General features: G+C 65.4%; 21 protein-coding genes. 7 read left to right on the plus strand and 14 right to left on the minus strand.

Annotated features, from left to right (window positions below):
• Positions 1 to 7 precede the first annotated feature (7 nt).
• The 7 genes from CIT39_RS26835 to CIT39_RS26865 all read right to left on the minus strand — a co-directional run bounded on the left by CIT39_RS26835 (position 8) and on the right by CIT39_RS26865 (position 8,024).
• On the minus strand, positions 8 to 736 hold the full coding sequence (locus CIT39_RS26835; RefSeq protein WP_094977321.1) for a Crp/Fnr family transcriptional regulator: 729 nt from the start codon (positions 734 to 736) through the stop codon (positions 8 to 10).
• Positions 737 to 808: 72 nt separating this feature from the next.
• A complete protein-coding gene (locus CIT39_RS26840) occupies positions 809 to 2,164 on the minus strand; it encodes an amidase family protein (RefSeq protein WP_094977320.1) in 1,356 nt (451 codons plus the stop codon).
• Between the two features lie 61 nt (positions 2,165 to 2,225).
• Positions 2,226 to 3,233 carry a taurine ABC transporter substrate-binding protein gene (locus CIT39_RS26845; protein ID WP_094977319.1) on the minus strand — a complete coding sequence of 336 codons (1,008 nt, stop codon included), beginning with the start codon at positions 3,231 to 3,233 and terminating at the stop codon, positions 2,226 to 2,228.
• Positions 3,234 to 3,264: 31 nt separating this feature from the next.
• Positions 3,265 to 4,104, minus strand: coding sequence for an ABC transporter permease (locus CIT39_RS26850; RefSeq protein WP_094977318.1), 840 nt, complete (start codon positions 4,102 to 4,104; stop codon positions 3,265 to 3,267).
• A complete protein-coding gene (locus CIT39_RS26855) occupies positions 4,101 to 5,399 on the minus strand; it encodes a M20 family metallopeptidase (protein ID WP_094977317.1) in 1,299 nt (432 codons plus the stop codon). The genes CIT39_RS26850 and CIT39_RS26855 overlap by 4 nt, the downstream gene beginning before the upstream one ends.
• 243 nt (positions 5,400 to 5,642) lie before the next feature.
• Positions 5,643 to 6,830 carry an extensin-like domain-containing protein gene (locus CIT39_RS26860; protein WP_094977316.1) on the minus strand — a complete coding sequence of 396 codons (1,188 nt, stop codon included), beginning with the start codon at positions 6,828 to 6,830 and terminating at the stop codon, positions 5,643 to 5,645.
• 324 nt (positions 6,831 to 7,154) lie between these two features.
• Entirely contained in the window at positions 7,155 to 8,024 is an 870-nt protein-coding gene (locus tag CIT39_RS26865) for a DUF2147 domain-containing protein (RefSeq protein WP_094977315.1), read from the minus strand.
• Positions 8,025 to 8,224: 200 nt separating this feature from the next.
• On the opposite strand from CIT39_RS26865, the gene CIT39_RS26870 reads away from it, so the two are divergent.
• Positions 8,225 to 9,001, plus strand: coding sequence for a DUF2147 domain-containing protein (locus CIT39_RS26870; RefSeq protein WP_094977314.1), 777 nt, complete (start codon positions 8,225 to 8,227; stop codon positions 8,999 to 9,001).
• A gap of 258 nt (positions 9,002 to 9,259) precedes the next feature.
• The gene (locus CIT39_RS26875; protein ID WP_162308929.1) at positions 9,260 to 10,693 is read left to right on the plus strand and encodes a FecR domain-containing protein; all 1,434 of its coding nucleotides are present in this window, start codon (positions 9,260 to 9,262) and stop codon (positions 10,691 to 10,693) included.
• 209 nt (positions 10,694 to 10,902) lie between these two features.
• Here CIT39_RS26875 and CIT39_RS26880 read toward each other — a convergent pair whose 3' ends face one another.
• Positions 10,903 to 11,472 (minus strand): NUDIX hydrolase, encoded by a 570-nt coding sequence (locus CIT39_RS26880; protein WP_094977312.1) that lies wholly within the window; start codon positions 11,470 to 11,472, stop codon positions 10,903 to 10,905.
• A 67-nt stretch (positions 11,473 to 11,539) separates the two neighbouring features.
• Positions 11,540 to 12,403 carry an archaetidylserine decarboxylase gene (gene asd / locus CIT39_RS26885; protein WP_094977311.1) on the minus strand — a complete coding sequence of 288 codons (864 nt, stop codon included), beginning with the start codon at positions 12,401 to 12,403 and terminating at the stop codon, positions 11,540 to 11,542.
• 35 nt (positions 12,404 to 12,438) lie between these two features.
• Here asd and CIT39_RS26890 point away from each other — a divergent pair, with 35 nt between their 5' ends.
• On the plus strand, positions 12,439 to 14,103 hold the full coding sequence (locus tag CIT39_RS26890; RefSeq protein ID WP_094977310.1) for an aminotransferase class III-fold pyridoxal phosphate-dependent enzyme: 1,665 nt from the start codon (positions 12,439 to 12,441) through the stop codon (positions 14,101 to 14,103).
• Between the two features lie 326 nt (positions 14,104 to 14,429).
• Here the strand turns inward: CIT39_RS26890 and CIT39_RS26895 are convergent, their stop codons facing one another.
• The 3 genes from CIT39_RS26895 to CIT39_RS26905 all read right to left on the minus strand — a co-directional run bounded on the left by CIT39_RS26895 (position 14,430) and on the right by CIT39_RS26905 (position 16,989).
• The gene (locus CIT39_RS26895) at positions 14,430 to 15,089 is read right to left on the minus strand and encodes a hypothetical protein (RefSeq protein WP_094977309.1); all 660 of its coding nucleotides are present in this window, start codon (positions 15,087 to 15,089) and stop codon (positions 14,430 to 14,432) included.
• Positions 15,090 to 15,213: 124 nt separating this feature from the next.
• The gene (locus tag CIT39_RS26900; protein WP_094977308.1) at positions 15,214 to 15,903 is read right to left on the minus strand and encodes a class I SAM-dependent methyltransferase; all 690 of its coding nucleotides are present in this window, start codon (positions 15,901 to 15,903) and stop codon (positions 15,214 to 15,216) included.
• A 33-nt stretch (positions 15,904 to 15,936) separates the two neighbouring features.
• Entirely contained in the window at positions 15,937 to 16,989 is a 1,053-nt protein-coding gene (locus CIT39_RS26905; RefSeq protein WP_162308701.1) for a glycosyltransferase family 4 protein, read from the minus strand.
• A gap of 274 nt (positions 16,990 to 17,263) precedes the next feature.
• On the opposite strand from CIT39_RS26905, the gene CIT39_RS26910 reads away from it, so the two are divergent.
• Together CIT39_RS26910 and CIT39_RS26915 are read left to right on the plus strand one after the other, a co-directional pair.
• Positions 17,264 to 17,980: a L,D-transpeptidase gene (locus CIT39_RS26910; RefSeq protein WP_094977306.1), complete on the plus strand. Its 717-nt coding sequence runs from the start codon at positions 17,264 to 17,266 to the stop codon at positions 17,978 to 17,980.
• Between the two features lie 115 nt (positions 17,981 to 18,095).
• Entirely contained in the window at positions 18,096 to 18,515 is a 420-nt protein-coding gene (locus CIT39_RS26915) for a c-type cytochrome (RefSeq protein ID WP_162308702.1), read from the plus strand.
• 197 nt (positions 18,516 to 18,712) lie between these two features.
• On the opposite strand, the gene CIT39_RS26920 is transcribed toward CIT39_RS26915, so the two are convergent.
• Both CIT39_RS26920 and CIT39_RS26925 read right to left on the minus strand, forming a co-directional pair.
• Positions 18,713 to 18,985, minus strand: coding sequence for a hypothetical protein (locus tag CIT39_RS26920; RefSeq protein ID WP_094977305.1), 273 nt, complete (start codon positions 18,983 to 18,985; stop codon positions 18,713 to 18,715).
• Positions 18,978 to 19,772, minus strand: a complete 795-nt coding sequence (locus CIT39_RS26925; protein ID WP_094977304.1) for a DUF899 domain-containing protein — start codon at positions 19,770 to 19,772, stop codon at positions 18,978 to 18,980. Before CIT39_RS26925 ends, CIT39_RS26920 begins: the two co-directional genes overlap by 8 nt.
• 90 nt (positions 19,773 to 19,862) lie before the next feature.
• On the opposite strand from CIT39_RS26925, the gene CIT39_RS26930 reads away from it, so the two are divergent.
• On the plus strand, positions 19,863 to 21,083 hold the full coding sequence (locus CIT39_RS26930; RefSeq protein ID WP_094977303.1) for a helix-turn-helix domain-containing protein: 1,221 nt from the start codon (positions 19,863 to 19,865) through the stop codon (positions 21,081 to 21,083).
• Positions 21,084 to 21,112: 29 nt separating this feature from the next.
• Entirely contained in the window at positions 21,113 to 21,751 is a 639-nt protein-coding gene (locus CIT39_RS26935) for a Vgb family protein (RefSeq protein WP_094977302.1), read from the plus strand.
• Positions 21,752 to 21,882: the final 131 nt, after the last annotated feature.

Raw genomic sequence — 21,882 nt, forward strand, 5'->3', positions numbered from 1 at the left:
GCGTACGCTAATCCGGCACCTGCTTCCTCAATGCCGCGAGGTCGTTGACGACCATCTTGGTCGGGCCGGTCGCGATGATACCGTCGTCCTGGAGTCGCCCAAGGATCAGACTGATCGACTGCCGCGTCGCGCCGATCATGCGCGCGAGATTGGCTTGCGTGATCCGGCCGAGCGAGATCGGCCCGCTCTCGTCCTGGGCCGCGTTCTCGCATAGCTTCACCAGCAGCAACACCAGCCGTTCGGCCGCCTTCTGCCCAGCAAGCATCTGCGCCAGCATTGAATAGGTCTCGCCCTTGAAGCCGAGGCACTCGATCAGCGCGACCGCGAAGGATGGCGACTGCGCGATCAGGCGGCGGATCGCATCCTGGTCGAGGTGCAGCGCTTCGACACGGCCGAGCGCGCGTGCCGACCAGCTATGACGGTGATCGCCGAGAATGTAGGGTGCACCGACGAAATCGCCGGCCTCCCAGGTTGCCAGCATCAGTTCGCGTCCCTGCGTGCCGGCATGGGTGCTTTCGACGATCCCGCTCAGGATGATGTGGATGCCGTTCGCGGCCTCGGATTCCCGCAGCAGATATTCGCGGTTCTGGTAGATGGCCAACCTGCCGGTCCGCATCACCAGGTCGAGATCGGGCTTTTCCAACGCCTTCAGCACGTAACGTCCGCTCCGGGCCCTCCGCACATCCGTGCAAGGCTCAGCCGGATCGGCCACCTCATGCGCAAGACTGCGCTCCACGATCGGTCTCCCTTCGAGCGACGGGCCGAAGGCTAGGAGGTCTCTGGTCAGATTGCAACGCGGCGCGAATGCTCAAGGCGGGGCTGCCGCTCCCATGAACGCACAGGCGAGGTCGGTGAGCAGGCGCTCCCGCCCGGCCGGCGCGAGGTATGTGACCCCGTAAGGCACGCCGACCCCCGTTACCGCGTTCGGCACCGCGATTGCGGCGAGCCCGAGCGGATTGGCGAAGTTGGTGTAGTAGCCATTGTTGAAATTGGCCGTCAGCGGGTCGCGCGCGACGTCGTCGATGCTCAATACGGTGCCGACTGTCGGCACGACCAGCGCATCATGGCCCTGCCAGAAGTCGGACAGCGAGCGCCGAACTTCCTTGACCTTGTAGAGCGCACGATAGGCGTCAGCCGCCGTGAACTTCCGGCTCCCGACGACGAGATCGCGCACGATCTTGACGCCGGCATCCGGATTGGCGTCGAGGAACGCGCCAACCGAGACATCCCGCTCGGCGAGAAACGGTCCGAAGAACATCAGATCATTGATCGAGGTGAATGGCGCGAAATCAGCCGGAACAACCGCCATGCCGAGTTGCCGCAACCGGCGAAGCCCGTCGCCGAACAGCCTCTCGGTCTCGGCATTGCCAAAGAACTTGAGCTGATCGACGCGCGGTGTCGCGAGCTTCAGGGGACGCGCCGGTGGCGCCTGCTCGGTCCAGCCGGCAAAATCCGCCGGCGAAAAGCCATCCTCAAGATCGCGGCGTGCCAGCACGCGATAGACGTCGTAGCCGTCTCGTGCACCGCGCGTGTAAAGCGAGATGGTATCGAAGCTTCGGCACGCATAAACCATGCCGCGCTGGCTGAAGGCGCCGGGCGCCGGCTTGAAGCCCGTAACGCCGCAATAGGACGCCGGCACCCTGCCCGATCCACCGGTATCGGTGCCGAAAGCAAATGATGACGTGCCGGTCGCGACCGACACCGCCGCGCCAGAACTGGAGCCGCCCGGGATGTAATCCGGATTGTGCGGGTTGCGCGCAACGCCATAGGGCGAGCGCACGCCGACCAGGCCGGTTGCAAACTGGTCCATATTGGTCTTGCCGACATAGATTGCTCCCGCAGCGATCGCGTCGGCCACGACCGGACTCGTGTCCTTCGCGACATAGGCGAATTCCGGACAGGCCGACGTCGTCTGCTCCCCCGCGACGTCGATGCAATCCTTCACCGAGAAGACGAGCCCATAGAGCGGCAACTTATCGATCTCACCGCTGCGCGCGTCGAGCGCACGCGCAGCGGCCATGACGTTCTCGGGACTTGCCGTCGATATCCAGACGCCGCTCTGATCGGCGCCGTTCAGACGCGACAGCACATGCCCGGCGACATCGGACGGCTTGAGCCGGCCGCTGCGATAGGCGGCGCGGAGTTGGCAGGGCGAGATATCCATGTCGGTCACGTGCTTGCAAGGACAGGAGGTGCCGGCGAGAACGAGACCGCCGGCACCGGCTTTAGCGGCCGATCACCTTCTCGATATAGGCCGGCTGAATGAAGGCCTCGAAGTCGGCACGCGGCAACAGCTTCGGCAGACGTTCCTGCTTCACCAGGAAATCGGCGGTCGAGACCAGCGTGTCGACGAACTTGCCCTTCTTCACGGACGTGCCGAGATACTCGTCCGTGAGCTGCTTGCTGCAGGGGACCATCCCGGTGCCCTTCATCATGCGCGTCGCGTCCTCAAGCGGAAGGGAAAGCTCCTCCGCGATGATCTCGGCGGTCTTGTCCGGATTCTTGAGCCAGAAATCGATGCCTTCGCATTCGGCCTTGACGAACTTCTCGACGTAGGACGGATATTTCTGCGCGAACGCGTTCATGACGACGCCGATGTCCCAGGTCGGGTAGCCGCGCTTCGCCATCTCACCCGAGGTGACGAGGATCTTGCCGCCATTCTTCACGGCCTTGTCGAGATTTGGCTCCCAGAACCAGGCGGCGTCGATGTCGCCGCGAAGCCAGGCCGCCGCAATGTCCGACGGCGCGAGGTCGATAATCTTCATCGATGCGGGATCGACACCTTCGTCTTTCAAAGCCTGGAGCAGCAGATAGTGTGTCGTCGAACCGAAGGGCGCGGCGACGGTCTTGCCCTTGAGGTCCTTGAGCGAGGTGATGTTCTTGTCGGCACGAACCACCATCGATTCGACATAGTCGAGCATGTTGATGACGAGGATGCCCTTGATCGGCAGCGCCCGGGTCGCGCCGATCGCGGTCGGTGGGTTGCCGAGGCCGCCGAAGTCGACGTCATTGCCGGCGATCGCGCGCAGCATGTCGCCGCCACCACCAACCTTCACGTATTTGATGTCGACGCCCGGCATCTCCTTGGCGAGCAGGCCGAGATGCTTGGTGACGAGCTGGGCATTCACCAGATTCAGATAGCCGACGGTCACTTTCGCCGGCTTGTCTTCGGCGCGCAGGGTGGACGTGAACGCGAGCGTGGCAAGTGCGAGCGTGGCAACAAATCTCTTCATCGTATCGATCTCCCTCGATCAGAATTGAATTTCAGGCCCATGGCATCAACAGTTTCGCGATCCCGCGCATGATGAGATCGAGCACGACGCCGGTGAGGCCAAGCACGATCAGGCCCATGATCACGACGTCGGACAGCAGGAACTTTGCAGCATCCCAGATCATCCAGCCGATGCCAGCTGATGCCGCGACGATCTCGGCAGCGACCAGAACGGTGTAGGTGAAACCGAGCGAGATGCGCATGCCGGCCAGGATCAAGGGCCCCGCAGCGGGCAGATAGACGTGGAACAGCAGATGGCGCCGGGTCGCGCCGAGTGACTGTGCGGCACGCACGTAGACGGGATCGACGCTCGTTACGGCCTGGATCGTCGAGATGACGATACCCGGCAAGCCGGCAAGGAACAGCAGCGACAGCTTCGAGCTCTCGCCGATGCCGAGCCACATCACGAGCAATGTATAGAGTCCGAGCGGCGGCAGCGGCCGGTAGAATTCGATCAGCGGATTGAGCAGCGCGCGGGCGTTGCGCGACACGCCCATGAGGACGCCGAGCGGAATGCCGACGAGGCAGGCCAGCGCGAAAGCCGTGAGGATGCGATACAGGCTGGCGCCGAGATGCTGGAGCAGCGTCGCGCCCTGGTAGCCCTTCGTCATCGTCTTGATGAACGCGGCCCAGACCGCCTGCGGCTTCGGCAGGAACAACTCGTTGGCCCAGCCCATCTCCGTGACAATCGCCCAGCAGGCCAACAGCACGGCAATCGTGAGCATCGAGAGCAGGACCGATCGCGAGACCTTCGGGACCCTCAGCCGCAGACTGCCGCGCCGCGTGCGGTCTGCCGAGATCGGAATGGCCATGTGGCTTGCCTCGACGCTCATGCACGCACGCCCAGGATCTGCATGATGGTCAGCGCGTAGATCCGTGTCGCCATCACCGACTTGGTGATCGAGATATTCTCGTTGTCGACGGCCCAGCCGTCCTCGCCGGGCCCGAACGTCACTGCGTTGATGCCGGCCTCACGAAAACGGATCGTGTCGTTGAACGCATTCTTGCGGTTGACGCCGGGTTCGCGGCCCATCAGGCGCTGATAGACCGCGCGCAGGGAGCGGCAAGGCTCTTCCTCGACCGGCACCGGTTCGGTCGCGTTAACGAACAGCGAGCCGGGCACCTGGCGCACCCCGACCTTGACGTCGTTGACGCCAGCGAATGTCTCCTGCCCTAGACGCTCGATGTCGGAGATCACGCTTCCAAGCGTCATGCCGGGCACGATGCCGACCACCGCGAGCGTGATCGTGCAGGCATCGGGTGAGAACTGCATCTCGCCGGGCAGGCCGCCGCGGATACGCACCACCGAGCAGCAGGGCGGCGTGTGTCCCATGAACTTGCTGGGCACGTGCGTGAAAGCCATCTCCTTCAGCTTCGGCAGCAGCTTCGCCGCCTCCATGATGGCGTTGACGCTGATGTCGGGGCGCCAGATATGCGACTTGATGCCCTCGACCGTGACCTCGACCAGGCAGTGACCTGAATTGGCCACCGAGAGGTTCATGCCCCAATCCTTGCTGACGTCGCCCCACGCAGTCGGCTCGGCGGTGATCTCGTAGTCGGCAGTGAGGCCGACCTTGTTCAGCATGTAGATCGAGCCCTCGGTGCCGTTGCGCTCCTCGTCGACGGTGTAGCAGCACATCAAAGTGCCCTTGAACCTCACCCCTTCCTCCATCAGCGCCTGCACCGCGAGCAGCGATGCTGCAAGGTTTCCGCGGGTGTCGGAGGTGCCGCGGGCGTAGAGAAGGTCGCCATGACGTGTGGCCTTGAAAGGATCGAAATCCGTCATGTGCCATTTCTCGGGCTCGACCACCGGATAGGTGTCGAGATGATCGTTCAGGATGAGCGACGGCGCGCCCTCCTGCCCCCGGAGCACGCCGAGCACGTTCGGCCGGTGCGGCTGCGCACTGTGCTTGGTGACCTCCATGCCGAGGGCTTCGAGCTTGCCCGCGACCAGCATTGAGATCGCCTCTTCCTCCGCCGGCGGCAGGTCGGGATCGAGCGGATTGCCGGAGCGCGGCTGGCCGGTGCGGATCAGCTCCGATGCCAGTTCAAGCCAACGCTCCTCCGTGATGCGCGACAGCACGCGCTGCTCGAGATCGGAGTACGGCGGGGTGACGGGCATCTGCATGACGGGTTCCGTGGGCTCACAGCGCCGGCAGCGCCGCTTCGTTGCAGCACCTCATTGCAGCGAATGTGCCAACCACGGGAAAAGCCCGGCGGGGTGCGAATAGCGATAACTATTCAATGACTTGACTGAAAACCACGACCGCGCAAATTTTTGCGCGCCAACTACGCTTTGCCGAACACACAGCGCTGCTTGAACAGACCGGTCTCAGCGGGTGGGCGGCCGGTCCAGATCCGGCGAAGGCACCTAATCGTCGGCGTAGTCGTCTTCCTGGTGCTTGCGCGTCGCGCTCTTGCGCGCACCGAGCGAACCGGTGACGGACTGATCGCCCGCATTGGCATAGGGGCGGCGCGACTGCGCGCGCGAGGCGACCTCTTCGCCCGAGACGGCGGCGGGCTGGCAGATCAGGCGGCGGCTGGCGCGGCGCATCAGATCGACGTGGATGTGATCGTAGTGATAGACGTTCGATCCCGGCGCGAGCACGGTGGTGAAATGCGCGCAGGCGCCCGACTGCACGTCACGCAAGAATCCCTGCTCCTCCGGCACGCCCCGCCAGCCGTCCTTCACGGTGACGCGGCGGCCGTCGGCGAGCACGAAGGCGGCAATGTCGAGCGCGTTGCCGAAGGCGTGCTCGGAGATGTGTGAATGCGGATTGCCGTTCATGCCCCGGCATGAATAGGCGGAGATCTGCTTGATCTCGGCGACGCGGACGCCGAACCAGCGCATCGCAGACGGCTGCACCGTGTCGGCGAGCCAGCGGTCGAGTTCGGACACGATCGGACAGGCGAGCGTCGCGGTCGGCTTGATCGCGACCGGACCGACGGCGGTGACGGGGTTGCCCTGCGCCGGACCGAGGCGCGGCGGCGGCTGCTGCGCAGGCGCCTGCGAGTAGGGCGCCGGCCGTGCCGGATAGCTCGGCGAATTCATGTAGCGCGCAGCGCCCGCGGCATCGGTGCCATCGGACGGCAGATCGATCTCGTCCTCCTGCGCCGCCACGCCGGGCGCGTTCAGCGACATCGGCCCGGACGATGCACCATAGCCGGCGGGCTGGCGCACCGCGGCTTCAGGATAGTTCGACCGTTGCGGAGAGGACGATGCCGGATAATTCGACCGCGGCTGTGTCACCGGCCAGCGCGGTTGGCCGCCGATGCTGCCCGGCGGACGCAGCTCTTCGTCGGCAAAGCCGTAGCTGCTCGAGGCCTCGCCGATGGCGGCGACCTTGAGCGGAAACTCGGCGCCGCACATGCCTGGCCCGGAGATCGGGTCGATGCGAACGAGGTCCGGCCCCTCTTTCACCGCGCCCGATTTCAGGCAAGCGGCTTCGGCCTCGGCCCGCCACGGTTCGCGTTCGGCCTGGAAGAAGCCGCGTCCGCAACCCGCTAGCGAAACAAGGACGATGGAGCCGACGAGATACAAACGAACTCCGCGCGTCATGCACGCACGTTCGGTGAATTTACTTAAAGACTCTTCAACGCGTTGATTTCAGGGTTCTTTAACCATAAGGCCCCGCGCGCGCCCGAACACGCCGCCACCGAGCGACAGCAGGGCTGACTTTTTCGGACACAGACTCTTTGTTAACCATGAGGCTCGCGCGCAAAGCGGCGCGCGTGGCGGAGAGACCCAGGAGCAACGTCATGACGTTCGCCGGGAGACTGAGCGTTGCCACCGCGTATCTCGCCATGGCCTTTGTCGGCGTCATCGTGCTCGGCATGATCTAGCGACGACGATCGGCCAAATCCCGCCACGGCCTGCGCGGAGCTACGACCGCGCTCCATTCCATTGGCGCGAGGTCGTGGCCAACTGCTCCTCGACCCGCGTCCAGTCGTTGCCGGAACACCAGAAGCGGCCGATCGCACAGGCTTCGACACGGAGCTTGCCGGAAGACGTCAACGTCATCCTGCCGTAATAGGTGCTGCCGCTGGAGCGGCTGTAGATGCTGCCAGTCCAGACGTCGTGCGTCTTCGGCTTCATATTGACGAGCACACTTTCACCCCGGTCGGAGGCTTCGGTGAGTGCGAAACCGCAAAGCGCAGGGCCACAGCGTTCGATGCGAACGGTGCCCTTGGCACCCGTGCTCTCCCATTCGCCGAGCGGCGAATAAGCCGGCTCCTCGTCGCTGCGCTGTGCGATGGTCGTGCCCTGTTTGATCTCGGGCTTCGGAGCAGCGACAGGCGGCTCCATCCGCGGCGGATCGAGCGTAACAATCTCCGACGTATCGACGCGCTGCAAATCAACCCGCGGCGGATTGGGGCTCAGCGGCTCAATCCTTGACACCTCGAGTTTCGGCGCCGGCGGAGGCAAAACGGGCTGCGAAGTCGTGGCGGCAAGGACGGGGGCAGGTGGCGGAGCGGCGGCAGTCGCTTGCACTGACCTGACCGGGATGATCGTCGCGACCGGCTGCGGCGCCTGCACGACCGGTGCGGGCGCAGGCGGCGGGGCCGTGCCGACATCTCCCGTCATCCGCAGGCTGCGACCGGACATTGAAACACAGGAACTGGACCTACAATTGCGCGGTGCGTCGACACGGAACCGGTGACCGCCGATCGAGAAAGAGTAGGAGCCGGCCTGGGCTGCGGGCGCGCTCGCCGTCAAGGCGACCGCCATGCCAAGCGAAATCAAAAGCCGCATCGTCGACCCCTCCCCTCTGTGTCGCGACGAGATTACGCGGGATGCAGAGGGGCTGAATGTGCGCTGCCTCACCCAGACCGCGCGCCACCGTTGTGACCCCCATCACAGAACGCCCGGCCGCCCCGGCGTAGGGTCGAACCACGTTTCATCCACCGGCGACACCAGTCCATATCGGGACCACGCCATTTTCGGAGGTTGTCATGAACAAGCTCACCATCGCCGCCACCGCGCTCTTTCTGGCATCGACCGCCGCCGCCCACGCCGGCGGCAACACGATCTCGTTCCAGATCGAAGGCCAGCACATCCGCATCGAGACGCCGCGCAACTGCGCCTCGCTCAACTGCGTGACCATCGTTGCACCGGGCCTGTCGGACAAGCCGATCAAGCTGAACAACATCAACCTGAAGGGCCTGGGCGGCTCCAAGGACGATGACGACACCACGCCAGGCACAACGACTGCGCAGCCCGCGCCGGCTCTGGTTCAGCAGGCGCCAGTGCAGGCGACCGCGCCGGCCGCGCCCACAGTCACGGCTCCCGCCGCTCCGGCCACGACGGTTGCCGCCGCGCCGTCAGTCGGCTTCGACGCCAATACGCAGCCCGCGCCCGTCGCGGCTCCTGCTCCCGCACCCGCGCCGGTCGCAGTTGCTCCGGCGCCCGCTCCGGCCCCTGTGGCCGCCGCGCCTGTGGTGGTTGCCAACACGCCGATCGGTATCTGGGCAACCGAAGAGAACAAGGGCAACGTTCGCGTCGAGCAGTGCGGCGCCAATCTCTGCGGCTACGCCGAGAAGACCAATGCGCGCATCCTGATCAACATGAAGCCCGAGGGCTCGAAGTGGAGCGGCCGCATCCACGATCCCGACTCCGGCCGCAATTACGACTCGACCATCGCGATGAAGGGCCCGAATGCGATGCGCGTGCAGGGCTGCGCCTTCGGCGGCATGTTCTGCGGCGGTCAGACCTGGAAGCGCGTGAGCTGAGACGCTGAGCGCACAAATATTCGTCATGCCCGGGCTTGTCCCGGGCATCCACGTTCTAAAGATCGTACGTCAAGACGTGGATGGCCGGGTCAAGCCCGGCCATGACGATGTGAAGACAGCTAGTCCCTTGTTGGCATCGCGCGCCCATTGATCGTTCGCCGCTCCCATGCGACTCACGTTCATCCGCCATTCAGGTCTCCCCGGCTGAAATCGGCCGATCTCGCCTCGCGTTCTCACCGGGACTTCTTCGTGACATCAATGCTGGCCTGGCGCCGCTTCGTGTTCGCGCTCATGCTGCCGGCTTTGCCGCTGGCAGGCAGCAGCGTGGCTTGCGCATCCGAGACAATTGAGCTCGCGCAGACGCAGCCACAAGCTCAGCCGGCTCCCTCCCCCTCCCCGACGCCCTCGACCTCGCCGACGCCGGCCACGGACGCACAAACCGCCGCCGTCGAGCCGATCGGCAACGTTGCGACTGTCACGGGGATCGCGACCGTGATCCGTGACAAGAATTCCTATCCGCTGCGCGTGCGCGACGACATCTATCTCAACGACGTGGTGCAGACCTCGTCGAACTCCTCGCTCGGCATCACCTTCGACGACGCCACCACGTTCAATCTCTCCGCCAGCTCGAAGATCACCATCGACAATTACGTCTACGAGGACGGCGGCAAGCAGAACTCCGCGATCTTCGACGTCGGCAAGGGCACGGTCGCCTTCGTCGCGGCTGCCGTGGCGAAGACCGGCGACATGAAGATCACGACGCCGACCGCGACGCTCGGCATCCGCGGCACCACCGGCGTCGTCGACGTGCCTGAAGGGGCGGCGGCGAGCAACGCCCGCAACGTCAACATCAAGCTCTATCCCGATGCCGACGGCCGCGTCGGCCACATCGACGTCGACGACCGCAGCAGCGGCACGCGGCTCGGCGCGCTGACGCAAGGCGCGAGCGGCTTTGCGATCCGGCCCGGCGCGGCCACTGCCGGAATCATGCGCTTCGCCGCCGTGCCGATCACGATTCCCGCGCAGCAGATCGCGCGCGACCGCGGCTTCGTCGGCCAGGTGCATCTGGCGCAGACCACGGGCCGCCAGATCGTCACCGAGCAGCGCGACTTCCGCCGCGCCAATCCGACCGCGCTCAGCCGCATTCCGCGGCCGGCCCAGCCGCCGCAGCAACAACAATTGCGGCCGAACGGCCAGCCCGGCCAGAACATCCGCCCCGGTCAGCAGCAGCCGGGTACGCCGGGACGGCAAGGCGCCCAGCCGCCGCAACGGCAGGGACAGGGACAACAAGGACAAAGCGGCGCGGTGCAGCCGGGCACACCGCGTGCGGGCCAGGGGCAACAGCCGCGAGGACAACATCAACAAGGCCGGCCGCAGCGCGGCCAGCAGCAAGGCGCCGGACGTCCGGGTGCACCGCGCGAAGGACAGGGCACACCGCCAAACGGCACGCCGCAAACTCAGCCGCAGCGTGGTGGGCAGATTCAGCCCGGAGGAGTCGTGCCGCCACAGCCGGGCGGAACTCGTCCGCAGCCGCACCTGCCGCGCACCGGCATGCAGCCGGGCCAACCGTCCGCGGCTCAACAGCCGGGCGTGCAGCGACCAGGCGGCTTCCAGCAGCGCCCCGCCGCCGCACCACGCCCCGCAGCGCCGCGCAAGCCGGCGCCGCCACAGAAGGAGAAGGAGCGGCGGTGATGGTGCCGCCCTCGCCGCTGTTCTCTCCTCTGTCATTGCCGAAGCAATCCATAAACCTTTCGCGGAGGAATCCTGGATTGATTCCGCCTTCGACTAAGGCCTCGGCGGACAAGTCGCTGCGCTGGCAATGACGATTTGGAGGGAATTGACGCTCACCTAACCGCATGAGCTCGCGGATGCTCTTCCACCCGAGAGCAGCGCGCTCGAACTCACGCCTCGCCGCGCAGCCAGGCCTTCACCTTCTGCAGCAGACCATGCCGCAGCTCGTCGACGGAGGCGGCTTCGGCCGGCGTCAAAGTCTGCAGCGTTCCGTCGATATCGTCGGCCGCGAGCGTCAACGTCGGCTCGGGCGCGGGGGACGACGCCAGCCCCGCTGCTGCAAGCGCGATCGGGCCGATCTGGGTCAGGAAGGCGCGCTCATATTCGCGCGACAGACGCGCAAGCGCGTCGTCGAGCGTCAGCCAGTCGACCGCCTTGATGTCGTTCATCAGCTTGCGAACCGGACCGCCCTCAGCTTCCATGCGCCAGAAATGCACGACTTTGAAACGCCCGCCCGACTGGTAGACCAGCGTGCCCAGGAATTCATGGATGGCGACGTCATGCCCGGTTTCCTCGAGCACCTCGCGGTGCGCCGCCTGTTTCGGCGTCTCGCCGTCGTCGAGCTTTCCTTTGGGCAAGACCCATTCGTTGCGCTTGCGCTGGCGCACGACCGCGATCAGCGGCGGTGCACCACGCCGCAGCACAATACCACCCGCCGCCATGACCGGCGCCCGCGCCATCACCAAAATCCGTGTCGATCCATCGTCCCCGCCAAGGATATAGGCGGCGGGGACGGCGGATTGAAGGCTATCTTCTCCTCAACAGCCCTTGACCGGCGCGAATGCGCGTGCCCTCGGCGATGCCGTCGCAGAAGGTGAAATCGCCGGGCGCGAGGATGATGATGGTCGAGCCGTGCTCGAACCAGCCGAGCTCCTCGCCCTTGGTCACGTTGACGTCGCAGGGGAAATTGACCGGTCCGCGGGACTGCGCGTTCAGCACCATGTCGAGGAAGTGCAAGCGGATGCTCGCGACCAGGATCGCGGCGACCGGCACCAGCGTCACGGCTTCGCCGGTCGAAAGATGCGTCCGGATCACTGCGCGCTCGTTCTTGCAGAACAGACGTTCGACCCGCTTCAGCGCGATCGGGTTGACGTTCCAGACATCGCCATGGATTAGCGTGACCCGCTCGATATGCACGTCAAACGGCGCATGGAAGCGGTGATACATGCTCGAGGTCAGCCGCAGCGTGACGAAGGAGCCGTTGCGGTGCTGGTCGACCAGCGCGGAATCGCCGAGCAGGTCGAGCAGCGAATAGGGCGCGCCCTTGACTTGAAACAGTTCGGTGTCGGCGATCCGGCCATGCGCGCCGACGATGCCATCCGACGGACTGGCGACAACGGACGGATCCGGATCAAAGGGACGCAGGCCCGGCTTGAGCTCCCGGGTGAAGCAATCGTGCAGGCTCGTGAAATGATCTTTCCGCGCCTCCGACAGATCGAGGTCGGAGAACAGCTTCCACAGCGCGATCGAGCCGTCCCGCACCAGCGGATTCTCGATCTTGGAGAACCAGCCCATGAAGCGGGTCAGGGCCGCGCGGGGGATGCGGTTGGTCAACAGGAAGTTGAGGTCTTCCTGCTGGGTGAAAGAGGCGATGAGGGCTTTGACTGTCATGAATCTGTCAGCTCACAGTATTAGCGCTTGTTGTCATGGAAACGACACTCCCGATTCTCTCGATGTCCGTGGCCGCCGCAGCGTCTGCTGCCGCCGTCTTCCCGAAGATCAAGGCGCGGGTCGAACTGTCCCGCGCCAAGCACCGCTCGCTCGCCGGGCATTCCAAGATGTCGCGGCGGGTGGCAAAGCTGCTGCCGTTCTACGAGTTCGAAGGCGACAAGTATTTCAGCTGCGACGGCGCGCCTGATGACGTGGTGGCGCAGCGCAAGGACGCGTTCTTCCGCCTCGCTAGGCTTTACGCCGAGCGCTACCCCAAGGGCCGCGCAATGACGAAGGACGCGGCGGAGAAGATCTCCGACCTGCACTTCACCGAAACCTACCGCGTACCGTTCCAGTTCTCGCGTCTGGTCCGCGAGCATCTGGGCACCTCGACCTTCATGGACTCCTCGAGCGGCGTCACCGTCACCGATGTCGACGGCAACACGTCGTACGATCTCACCGGGTCCTACGGCGTCAACATCTTCGGCAACGACTTCTACAAGGAGTGCATCGAGGGCGCGGAGAAGCGCGCGCATGCGCTGGGTCCCGTGCTCGGCCCCTATCATCCCGTCATCCTCGAGAACGTGCAGCGGCTCTGCCGGATCTCCGGCCTCGACGAAGTTTCCTTCCACATGTCCGGCACCGAGGCCGTGATGCAGGCGGTGCGGCTCGCGCGCTACCACACCAAGCGGACGCATCTGGTTCGTTTCGCCGGCGCCTATCACGGCTGGTGGGGCGACGTGCAGCCCGGCGTCGGCAATCCGATTGCCGCGCACGAGACCTACACTCTCGCCGAAATGTCGGAGAAGACGCTGCACGTGCTGCGCACCCGCCGCGACATCGCCTGCGTGCTGGTCAACCCGCTGCAAGGCCTGCATCCGAACGGCAACGCGCCCGGCGATTCCTCGCTGGTTGACTCGTCCCGCGGCGGCAATTTCGATCGCGCGGCCTACACCGAATGGCTCGCGAGGCTGCGCGACGTTTGCACCGAGCGCGGCATCGTCCTGATCTTCGACGAAGTCTTCGTCGGCTTCCGTCTCGCTGCCGGCGGCGCCCAGGAATATTTCAGCGTCAAGGCCGACATGGTGACCTACGGCAAGAGCCTCGCCGGCGGCCTGCCGATCGGCGTCGTCTGCGGCAAAAAGGAATTGATGCGCCGCTTCCGCGACGATCGTCCCGCCGACATCTGCTTTGCCCGCGGCACCTTCAACTCGCACCCCTACGTCATGACGGCGATGGACGAATTCTTGAGCCGGCTCGCCAGCCCGAATTTCCGCGCTGTCTATGACGGGCTGGAGGAAACCTGGAACGGCCGCGCCGAGAGGCTCAACCAGATGATGACCGACGCCGGCCTGCCGGTGCGGTTCGCAAACTTCTCGTCGATCTGGACGGTGAAATACACCACACCGTCCCGCTACAACTGGATGCTGCAATATTACCTGCGCGCCGAGGGCTTGGCGCTGAGCTGGGTCGGCACGGGACGGCTGATCTTCAGCCTCAACTACACCGACGCCGATTTCACCGAGGTCGCCGAGCGCTTCGTCCGCGCCGCCGAAAAGATGAAGGCCGACGGCTTCTGGTGGCACGACGGCGTGCTCACCGACAAGAACATCAAGCGGCAGATCCTGAAAGAGATGCTCGCCAAGCGTTTTGGGCGCTGAGGCCACACTGCGGGGGCTTGCTCCGCCTCTCCCGCTTGCGGGAGAGGCCGACGCGCTCGCAGAGCGCGGCGGGTGAGGGTTCTCACCGCTCGGGGACATCCTCAGTGCTCTGCTGCAATCCCGACGCGGAGACACCCCCACCCCAGCCCTCCCCCGCAAGCGGGAGAGGGAGCCCACTGCCGATGCCGCTGAATTGTGTGCACCATGTGCGATTGTTTGACCGCACACGGGGAAAGGCGAAAAAGCCCCCAAGACGTGGATGCCCGGGACGAGCCCGGGCATGACGCAACCTTCAGACATCGGAGTGTATCGTGCGAGCGGCGCGCTCAGGCGTGCTGCTCTTCGAGCGTGGGCTCGCCGATGAGGCCCAGCGTGTGCTCGGGGTTGAGGTGCAGACCGGGGTCCATCAGCTCGCCGCGCATCAAGGCGAGCGGCGCGCTGCGATAGAGCATCAGATCGTGGAAGGGATCTGTCAGGATCTTCGTCATCCAGACGAGGCCGGTCTCGACGTCGCGGATGAAGAACAGGTGCACGGTGCGGAACAGCAGACCGCCGCCGCCGACCACGAGCCAGATCTTGGCAACCTGCCGCATGAAGTCGGTCGCGGTCGCCCAGGGGGTGAACAGGCCGAACAGTGTGGGATCGGCGAACAACACCAGCGGCGAAGCCGCCCAGATCGCCATCAGCACCACCTTGCGCTGAAGGTTGTAGCCGACCTTGATCTCTTCCTTGTGCTCGTGGGTGGCCTGGTTGACGTGGTCGTAGCCGTGCGGCTCGAAGAAGAAATGACCGGCCTGGCGCGAGGTCATCGAGACCAGCCATCCCACCAGCGCGGAGACGACGGGATCGATGAACAGCCAGACATAGGCGAAGAGAAAGCTCAGCGCGCTGATGAAGTGCAGGCTCTGATTGATGCGGCTGTGGTGATAGTAGCGATGGTCGTCCCAGCGCTGGATCCGCAGCTGCTCGAGATAGTTCTTGATCATGCTCTCCCCCAAATGCTTTCGGGTACGGGATTACAGGGATTCGATGTAGGCCGTGTGACATCATCATTTTGTCATGTGACGACGTGCAGCGGCGCGATGACGCACGCGAGGCGCGAGCTTCAGCTCATGCCGCTTTCGCGACGTCGACCTTGCGGAAGCGCACCAGCGAGAAATGGCCGAGCGGCGGAATCAGGCGGCGCTCGGCGAGCTCTATCCCATGGGCGCCGGCCAGCCATTTGGCATAGCGCGACCAGGCGAACTCGGCGGTGCGGAAGCCGAGCGGGCGCACCACCGGCTGCAGCTTCTGCTCGATGAAGCGGCGCATGCCGGCATCGGCGCTGACGCGGGTGAGGATGATCAGCTCGCCGCCCGGGCGCAGCACGCGGGCGAATTCGTCCAGCGCGACTTCCGGATTCGGCACGGCGGTGACGACATATTGCGCCATCACGACGTCGAAGGAGTTGTCGGGGAATTCGAGCTTCTCGGCGTCCATCACCGCGAGGCCTTCGACGTTCTTCAGCTTGCCCTCGGCGACGCGCTGGCGCGCCTTGTCCAGCATCGCTTCCGAGATGTCGGTGCCGAAGATGCGCAGGTTGGGCGCATAGAGCGGCAGCGAGATGCCGGTGCCGACGCCGACCTCGAGCACGCGGCCGCCGATCTTGTTGGTGGCCGCGATCGCAGCCTGCCGGCCCTTGGCGAACACGCCGCCGAACACGAGATCGTAGACGGGCGCCCAGCGATCGTAAGCCTGCTCGACCGTGCCACGGGTGAGGTCGAGCTGCTGGGTGCCGTCAAGGTTCATGATCTTAGCCATCGATGAGGTTCTCGCTGTGGTTCAAAGAATGGATCAGCCGCGCACCGGCCGCCGCGCCATCCGAGGCGAGGCGCGCAGGACGCGGCTGGGCTGAAGTGACGTGAGGTTGCCGACGAACTGGCGCGCGCTGTTTTCCCAGGAGCGCTCAAGCGCGAAATTGCGGCAGGTCTCGCGCGACATGGTGAGCGCGCGCAGGCACGCGGACCGCAGATCGTGGTCGATCGCGCCGATCGGATGATCGGCGATGACGTCCTTGGGCCCCGTCACGGGAAACGCCGCGACCGGCGTGCCGCAGGCCAGCGCCTCCAGCTGTACCACGCCGAACGTATCGGTCAGGCTCGGAAACACGAACACGTCGGCGGCGGCGAGATGCGCAGTGAGATCCGCGCCCTTCTTCTCGCCGAGGAACACCACCTCCGGGTATTTCTTCTCGAGCGCGGCCTTTTGCGGGCCATCGCCGACGACGACCTTGGTGCCGGGCAGATCGAGCGAAAGAAACGCTTCGAGATTCTTCTCCACCGCCACGCGTCCCATGGTCATGAAGATCGGTCCGGGCAGATCGAGCCGCGCCGGAGAGTCGGGGTGAAACAGCTCGGTGTTGACGCCGCGCGTCCAGAAGCCGAGCCGCTTGAAGCCGCGCTCGGAGAGCTCCTGCCGCAGCGAGGGCGTCGCCACCATGGTCATGGCGGCGGCATCGTGGAAGTGCCGCAGCACGGCATAACCGACGGCAGCGGGAATGCCGGTCCGCACCGCGACATATTCGGGAAAGCGCGTCGTGTAGGACGTGGTGAAGGCCAGCCGGTTGCGGCGGCAATAGGCCCGCGCCGCCCAGCCGATCGGGCCTTCGGTCGCGATGTGGAGCGCATCCGGCGCCGCCTTCTCGATCCGCCGCGCGATCTCCTTTCCGCTCGGCAGCGCGATGCGCAGGCCCGGATAGGTCGGCAGCGGCCAGGACGGAAAGCCGTCCGGCGTCAGGAAGTCGATCTCGACATCGAGGGCCTTGGCGGCATTTGCCAGCGAGGTCAAGGTGCGGACCACACCGTTAACCTGGGGATGCCAGGCGTCAGTCGCGATTAATACCCGCATGGGGAAATCCCGAGAGTTTGATGATTCTCGGTTTCCGACCATCAACGAAGGATATTTCAAGCGTGTGACGTCACAGAAGTGTCGGCCCACCGTTTTGTTCGTTAACGGGAGCCTGCGGCCACGAAACTGTCATGAAACAATCCTTTCAGCGACGAAACCGTTTTCGGTTTTCCGCGCAAATGTCCCGAAACGTTTTGCCGTTAGTGATCCAGGCAACGGAGCACCGCAATGGTGCCGCGGTGGCAGAGACCACCGAGCAAACAGGGGCGATCACATGTTCAATCTGGACACGTTCAGGATTTTTTCGCGCGCCGTTGCTTTTGGCGCAGTTGCGGTCTCCGCAATCGCATTCGCAGGTGCAGCCAAGGCCGCGCCAGTGCAGCTCTTCCCCTTCTTCCAGCCGCTGCCGCCATTCGCCGCGCCGCAGCCGGTCCAGCCCTATCAGCCCTACCAGGCGCCGACCTATCAGACCGAGCCGTCCGACGATCAGGACGCAGTGGAGATGCCGGCGCGCTTCCGCCGCCAGACCGTCGCCTACGCGACGCGCGAGGCGCCGGGCACCATCATCATCGACACGCCCAACACCTATCTCTATTACGTGCTCGGCAACGGCCAGGCGCTGCGCTACGGCATCGGCGTCGGCCGCGATGGCTTCACCTGGTCGGGCACCCAGTCGGTGACCCGCAAGGCCGAGTGGCCGGCCTGGACGCCGCCGCCGGAAATGATCGCCCGCCAGCCCTATCTGCCGCGCCACATGGCCGGCGGCCCCGGCAATCCGCTCGGCGCCCGCGCCATGTATCTCGGCGGCACCATTTACCGCATCCACGGCACCAACGCCCCCGACACCATCGGCAAGCGCGTTTCCTCGGGCTGCATCCGCCTGACCAATGAGGACGTTTCCGACCTCTATTCCCGCGTCAACGTCGGCACCAAGGTGATCGTGCTGCCGATGACGGAACGGAGAGCCGAGCTCGGAACCGCGACGCGCTAACGCGACAGGACATTGTGACGCAAACGGCCCCGGAACCTACCGGGGCCGTTTCCGTTTGCCCCTCGACATTCCGGCGCGCTCGCGTGTTGCGGCGCGAACTCCGATAGAGGCGCAGATGCAATCACGCCTGCAGACGCCACGAAGTTCATGGCTGCGCACGATCGCGGCCGCCGGAGCGGTGACACTGCTTCTCTCCACTCCCTCCTCGCTCGCGCAGCAGCCTGCGGGCGACGAGGCAGCCCACCAGGCCTTCAACAATTCCTGCCGCACCTGCCATTCCGTGAAGGAAGGCGACAACCGCCTTGGCCCCAATCTCAACAAGATCTTGGGACGCAAGGCCGGCTCGCTGCCGGACTACAATTATTCGTCCGCGATGAAGGATGCCGGTTTCGTCTGGGACCAGGACAAGCTCACGCGCTTCATGGTCAAGCCCGACGAGGTGGTGTCGGGCAACAAGATGCAGCCCTATGGCGGCATCTCGGCGGAGGAGGCCGCCAAGGTGGCTGCGTATCTGCAGGCGACGGGCGGGCAATAGCGTCCCTGACGCAAACGCTTTGGCTTGCGTTGGAAATCGCGGCGCATCCTTCGAGACACCCGCCTGCGGCGGGCTCCTCAGGATGAGGGCGGAGCGTGTGGCAGCCGGTTAGTCGGAAGCACTTGCACCAAGTTGCAGCTGCCAGTTAGCCTCATCCTGAGGAGACCGCGAAGCGGTCGTCTCGAAGGACGAGGCGTTCACTCCGACGGCAGCCGCTCGGAGATCAGCCTCAGCCACGCTGCTGAATGAAACGCACTCATCAGCAGATACATCGGCACCATCCCACCGAGCATTGACCCCTGCCCAGCGGCACACAGCATGTCCGTCGGGCCGTTACCGATCATGGCCGTCAGCACGGCCATGATCGCGAAGGTCGGCGTGGCCGCTAACGCCAGCCATCTGGCGAGGCGGCGCGCGGCCGCCACGCTGTCGCGGCTCGCGCCGGCCGCCATGCTTGCGGGACTAGTCACGCCCTTCCGCGGCCTCCTCGCGAAAGGCCTTCTCGCCGGCATCGGATATCTCGACCCATTTCTTGTCGGGCGCAGCACCTTCCGTATAGCTGTCGTGCCAGTTCCACCATTTGTAGGTCGGCGTCTGCGGATAGCCCTTCGGCGAATCCTCCCAGACCTCCTGGCGGCCGAGCGGGGTGATATCGAGATAGTTCCAGGTGCCGCCCATCTGCTCGTCGCCGCGGCTCTTGACGAAATAGGTGCGAAAGATGCGCGTCCCGTCATGGTAGAACACGTTCGTGCCATGCCATTCGTCGACGCCGAGATCGGCGTCGAAGCTGTCGGTGATCGTGACCCACGGCATGGTCCAGCCCATCCGCTTCTTCAGCCTGATGATGTCGGCCTGCGGCGCCCGCGAGGCGAACACCAGCGTGGTGTCGCGGGCATTCAGATGCGAGACATGGGCGACCTGGTCGGCCACCATGGAGCAGCCCCGGCAGGCGTGATCGGGCCAGCCGAACACGCCGGGCTCGAAGAAGGCGCGGTAGACGATCAGCTGCCGCCGGCCCTGGAACAGGTCGAGCAGGCTGACCTTGCCGCCGGGCCCCTCGAACGCATAGGTTTTGGCAACTTCCATCCACGGCATGCGCCGGCGCTCGGCGGCCAGGGCATCGCGGGCACGGGTATGCGCCTTTTCCTTCACGAGCAGTTGCTGACGGGCGGCCTCCCAGTCCTGCGGCGACACCACCGGCGGTGTCTGCATGGCGCTCTGTCCGTTCGTCCCTGCGTTGTCTATTGATGTCATCATGGCTCTCCAAACCTCTTGCTCGACGTCCTGCCAACGATTTCTGGCACCAAGCGGTTGCGCGGTGGGAGTAACAAGTGTGGCGGGATTGACATGGAGTCGCTGATCAATGCCGCAGCGCGTGCGCTGGAGGCCGGCGATCCGCTCGGCGCGCTGAACCGCGTCGCGTTGCGCAACGACGCACCGTCGCTGGCGCTGCGCGGCATCGCGATGGCGCAGCTCGGCGACCTCGCAAAGGCGAAGACGCTGCTGCGAAGCGCCGCGCGCGCGTTCGGTCCGCGCGAGGCGGTGGCGCGCGCGAGATGCGTGGTGGCCGAAGCCGAGATTGCGCTGGTCTCGCGCGATCTCGGCCGGCCTGCGAAAATGCTCGCGGCGGCACGGGCGACGCTCGAAAAGCACGGCGATGTCGCCAATGCCACGCATGCAGGCCACATCGAGGCACGCCGCCTCCTTCTCGTGGGACAGCTCGACGAAGCCGAACGTATCCTCGCCGAGCTCGGCCCCTCCCCGCTGCCGCCTGCCCCGCAGGTCGTCCGCGAGCTCGTGGTCGCCGGCATCGCAATACGGCGGCTCAGAACCAAAGACGCGCGCGCGGCGCTTGCCCGGGCGGCTCGCGCAGCGAGCCTGGCAGGCATCCCTGGGCTCACAGCCGAGGTCGAGAGCACGAACCGCGTGCTCGATACGCCCGCAGCGCGCCTGATCACGCGTGGCGACGAACGTCCGTTGCTGCTGGAGCAGGTCGAAGAGCTCGCGGCTTCGGACGCGCTCGTCGTGGACACTTTCCATCATTCGGTGCGCAGGCGGAGCACGATCGTATCGCTCGGGACCCGCCCCGTGCTGTTCGCGCTCGCTCGCATCCTGGCGCAGGCCTGGCCCGCGGACGTCACGCGCGAGGCGCTGATGGCAGGGGCGTTTCGGGCGAGACACGTCGATGAATCGCACCGCGCGCGCCTGCGGGTGGAGATCGGCCGGCTCCGCGCCAAGCTCAAGCCATTCGCCGATGTGGCCGCGACGAAGCAGGGTTTTGCGCTGACACCGCGCAAGACGCGGCAGGTCGTGGTGCTGGCGCGGCCCGTCGAGGAGAAACACGCGGCTGTCCTCGCCTTCCTCTCCGACGGCGAGCCGTGGTCGAGCTCGGCGCTCGCGCTGGCGCTCGGGACCAGCGCGCGCACGGTGCAGCGGGCGCTCGACGAGCTGGCGCGATCGAACAAGGTGCAGTCGTTCGGACATGGGCGGGCGCGGCGCTGGATGATGCCGCCCGTCCCGGGTTTCCCGACAGGCTTGTTACTCCCGGGACCGCTCCTGAAGACGTAAGGTAGGAGCACATCGCAGGGAGTTAGCACATGAAGCGTTCAGCCGCCGAGATCGTCAGGGAGTACGGACCTTTTGCCGGCGTCGACGCCGTGCATGGCGTCACCTATGACGGCAGCCATGTCTGGTTCGCATCCGGCGACAAATTGAATGCGGTCGATCCGGAGAGCGGCAAGATCGCGCGCTCCCTCGATGTCGCAGCCCATGCGGGCACCGCGTTCGACGGCCGGCACCTGTTCCAGATCGCCGAGGATCGCATCCAGAAGATCGACGCCGCCTCAGGCAAAGTGCTCACCAGCATTCCGGCGCCGGGCGGCGGTGGAGATTCCGGATTGGCCTGGGCCGAAGGCTCGCTGTGGGTCGGGCAATATCGCGAGCGCAAGATCCACCAGGTCGATCCGGATACGGGGAAGGTCCTTCGCACCATCGAGAGCAAGCGCTTCGTGACCGGGGTGACCTGGGTCGACGGAGAACTCTGGCACGGCACCTGGGAAGGCGAGGACAGCGATATCAGGCGGATCGACCCTGACACGGGCAAGGTGCTCGAGCAGCTCGACCTGCCTGCCGGGACCATGGTGTCAGGGTTGGAGTCCGACGGCGGCGACCGCTTCTTCTGCGGCGGCGGTGCGAACGGCAATGTGAGAGCGGTCCGCCGCCCCCGGCGCGGCTAGCCCGCGGCGATGGTCTGAATGCGCAGCAACGATCGGTAGCCGCCGTTAACCCATTCGCCCCAATTCCACCCCATCGGTGCGCTCTAGCGCCCTCCTCGCCTGCCCTGTAGAATCCCTGCCGGGGCGGCCTG

The sequence above is a fragment of the Bradyrhizobium symbiodeficiens genome (assembly GCF_002266465.3).
Taxonomy (GTDB): domain Bacteria; phylum Pseudomonadota; class Alphaproteobacteria; order Rhizobiales; family Xanthobacteraceae; genus Bradyrhizobium; species Bradyrhizobium symbiodeficiens.